5 protein-coding genes are annotated in these 2931 nt (G+C 42.1%); 4 read left to right on the top strand and 1 reads right to left on the bottom strand.

Features of this window, described 5'->3' with window-relative positions:
• Together IT291_06900 and IT291_06895 are read left to right on the top strand one after the other, a co-directional pair.
• Positions 1-167, top strand: a 167-nt coding sequence (locus tag IT291_06900) for a hypothetical protein (protein ID MCC6220951.1), incomplete at its 5' end; no start/stop codon positions are given.
• 83 nt (positions 168-250) lie between these two features.
• Positions 251-442 (top strand): AAA family ATPase, encoded by a 192-nt coding sequence (locus IT291_06895; GenBank protein MCC6220950.1) that lies wholly within the window; start codon positions 251-253, stop codon positions 440-442.
• Between the two features lie 61 nt (positions 443-503).
• On the opposite strand, the gene IT291_06890 is transcribed toward IT291_06895, so the two are convergent.
• Positions 504-1934, bottom strand: a complete 1431-nt coding sequence (locus IT291_06890; protein MCC6220949.1) for a hypothetical protein — start codon at positions 1932-1934, stop codon at positions 504-506.
• 351 nt (positions 1935-2285) lie between these two features.
• Between IT291_06890 and IT291_06885 the strand changes: the two genes are divergently transcribed.
• Together IT291_06885 and IT291_06880 are read left to right on the top strand one after the other, a co-directional pair.
• Positions 2286-2549, top strand: a complete 264-nt coding sequence (locus IT291_06885; GenBank protein ID MCC6220948.1) for a hypothetical protein — start codon at positions 2286-2288, stop codon at positions 2547-2549.
• Positions 2546-2931, top strand: a 386-nt coding sequence (locus IT291_06880) for a retropepsin-like domain-containing protein (GenBank protein MCC6220947.1), incomplete at its 3' end; no start/stop codon positions are given. The genes IT291_06885 and IT291_06880, both read left to right, overlap by 4 nt.

Here is a 2931-nt window from a genome sequence, read left to right as displayed (position 1 = left end):
GAATCAACACTGTCTTTTTCTCGAACTATTTCAATGCTGGCTCGCCGGCTGAGCAGGAGCGCTATTTTGATTCCCTAGTAATATCGCGGGCGAGAATTGGTTGCATTCAGGAGTCTTCCGAACCAAACCCACCCAGCGGCATGAGGCTGATGACTTCGAGAAATTGAGATTTGGTAGCTAACCTTTAGTCTTGCTTAACCACTCCCTAAGCGGTAGGCTTATCCAAGGTGTTGCTTTGGATTAGCCTAATATGAATGAGAATATAAACCGCACGTTAGCCGGCGTAGTAAAAGAAGCAAGCAAGAGTTTTAAGGTTGTATTGCTTACTGGCCCGCGGCAGGTGGGGAAGACCACACTTTTACAAGACATTCAAGGACACGAGCGCTCATACGTGACCCTTGACGATCTCCAACTCCCTAACGGCACTGGGAGAGACAATTGATGCGGTTCCGATGGGGTATTTGTAGGGTTGGCAACGGCTTTTCGGTGGAGCCGTGCACTAACTAAGCTTCAAATAACACATCACTAGGTAAGAACTTGTCTATTATGTTGGCGTTAATTTGAGATTCATTTACTCCTTGGGGAGCTAGGAGACATGTAATTACAGACCTATTTCCGTTAAAGTGCTTAGCTAAAACTCGTCTCCTGCGCTCTATGTGAGCAGCTTCTGTTTTGGTAATCGTGTAAGCGTGATCGTAGAACTTTAGTTCAATTAAATAAAGGCTTCCTCCTTTAACGTCGATTATGAGATCGATTTTAGCCATCTCCTCATCTTCTGTAAGTTCGGCTTTGGTTGCCTCCCAAGGGATGCGTTTTAAGCCTAAATAAGAAGCCAATTGTTCGGCGTGATTCCAAGCTATGATCTCAAATGCGTAGCCCATCCAAGATTTATATGCTTGGCTTACAATGACAGATTGCCATGTGGTCCTTTTTGCGCGTCCAATCCATTTTAAATAAAAAAGACTAAACAAATCTGAGAGCCGGTAATGAGTTTCCTTTTTGGAATTCGCTCCTAGCGGCAAATATGCTGTTATAAAATCAGAATATTCTAGATTTTCTATATACGAGCTAAGCCCGCCACCGGAAGCAATAGTGCTCAACTCGGAAATTTCTCTTCTGGTGTAGCCGGATTTTCTTTTTGCTAAGGTCTCCACGATCTTTTGGTGTTCACTCGCATTATTAAACAAAGACTTGAAGAGCTCGCTAAACTCATTTCTCAAAATAGCATTTTCGCCAAATAACAATCTCTCAACTAGAGTTTCGAGAGACTCTCCTTGATCGATCATTTTTAAATAATACGGTATGCCACCCAGTATCGCGTACAATTTTATGATATCGCGATGGCTATATTTTAGGTTTCTAGACTTAAGAAAAGCGGCAGCTTCAGATAAGGTAAATGGCTTGACGTGAATTTTTCGCGTCACTCTTCTGTGCCAGCCGCCTTTTCCCTGAACGATTTTTTTTATAACCCAAGCAGCTGAGCTTCCGCACGCTACAACCTTAACTTTGTGATTTTGCGAAGCGACATGATTCCAAAAATATTCAAGTGCATTGAGAAAGCCAGATCTCCTCGAGTCTAGCCACGAAACTTCATCAAAAAAAAGGGTCATGCATTTGAAAGAACTGGCTCTTGTTTCTATTGCATTTGTTAGAAGTGAAAACGCCTCAGTCCAATTTCTTGGTTGTTGAATTGTGATACCTAAGGCTTTTGACAATGCGTTTCTAAAATTCAGTAACTGAACATTAACGGTGGCATCTCTTTGCCCAGTAAATTCGACGAAAAAGCCATGCGCATCCCTACCTTTGCGAATCAACTCAGTTTTCCCGACGCGGCGACGGCCATAAACCGCAATTAATTCAGGGTCTCTCGAATTCCAAGCATTAGCCAAAATCTCAAGCTCATGGCATCTTCCAACGAAACTATTACTTGTCATATCATGTATTTTTATTATATCTTGCCATAACATAACACCTTGCACGCTTTTTGGCAAGATATAGGTATCTTATATTATGCCAAAGATAACCCGCTAGGCTCACTTTTGGCATGATAAACTAAATTAAGTAGTAATTATTTACGGAATAGCTAGCTTGGCGAACTAGTTTACAATGCAAGAATCGTCGATGCGGTTTTGATGGGATATTTGTAGCAAAGGATAAGGAAATGGAATCCTGTTAAGGATTGTGAGGTTATGTTATAAGGAATGCCGTTCCCAGAAAGTAAAGTATTTAACTTATTTTTTGGAAACGTTATGTAACGACCAGAGATTCTTAAATGAGGTCGGACAATGGGCAAAAAATTGACCTGGGACGAAATTATTAAGCAATACTATGGCGAATGGGTTGAGCTGGTTGATTATGAATGGGATGAAACTGAACCAGATCCTAAAGCTGGGGTAGTGCGAATACACTCAAAAAATCGCAAAGAGTTTGAAGGTCTTGTCCGAACAGCGCCTCCCGAGGATTCAGCTCTTGTATTTGTAGGTAAAATTGTTGTTCCCGAGGGGATGACGATTAGCTCTAATCTCAATCAGTTCATGAAACAGCAGTGAGCCGCCTCTATAAATTTCACAGCTCGGAAGTTTTACCGGTCGTTACTGTTCGCCTCGTTGGTAGAAAAAAATCAAAGCTCGTCAGGTTGATATTTGATACGGGTGCTGCTACGACGCAGATACACACTCCAGTAATTGACTTTCTTGGCTACAGTGCAGCCGATGGCATTCAGAGAGTTGCGGCTTATGGCCCAGCTGGTCCGATACAAGAAGGATATTGCTTAAAAGTTGAGAATTTGAAGGTCTTTGGTAAGGATTTTATGCACCCAGTCCTTTCAGTTTACGACTTTGACAATTTTGCCGACTCAGGCCTTCATGGATTGTTAGGGTTTGATCTCATTCGGCAGATGGATCTGGAATTAAGGGGAAGTAGAGGAGAGCT

The sequence above is a fragment of the Deltaproteobacteria bacterium genome (assembly GCA_020845775.1).
GTDB lineage: Bacteria > Bdellovibrionota_C > UBA2361 > SZUA-149 > JADLFC01 > JADLFC01.
The sequence above is the reverse complement of the archived record's forward strand: the minus strand, read 5'-3'. Positions and strand labels throughout refer to the sequence as shown.

What these genes read in the sequence shown, in the direction of transcription:
- IT291_06895 (MCC6220950.1), top strand. Translation starts at nt 251, where the DNA reads ATGAATGAGAATATAAACCGCACGTTAGCCGGCGTAGTAAAAGAAGCA.
- IT291_06885 (MCC6220948.1), top strand. Translation starts at nt 2,286, where the DNA reads ATGGGCAAAAAATTGACCTGGGACGAAATTATTAAGCAATACTATGGC.
- IT291_06890 (MCC6220949.1), bottom strand. Translation starts at nt 1,934, where the DNA reads ATGACAAGTAATAGTTTCGTTGGAAGATGCCATGAGCTTGAGATTTTG.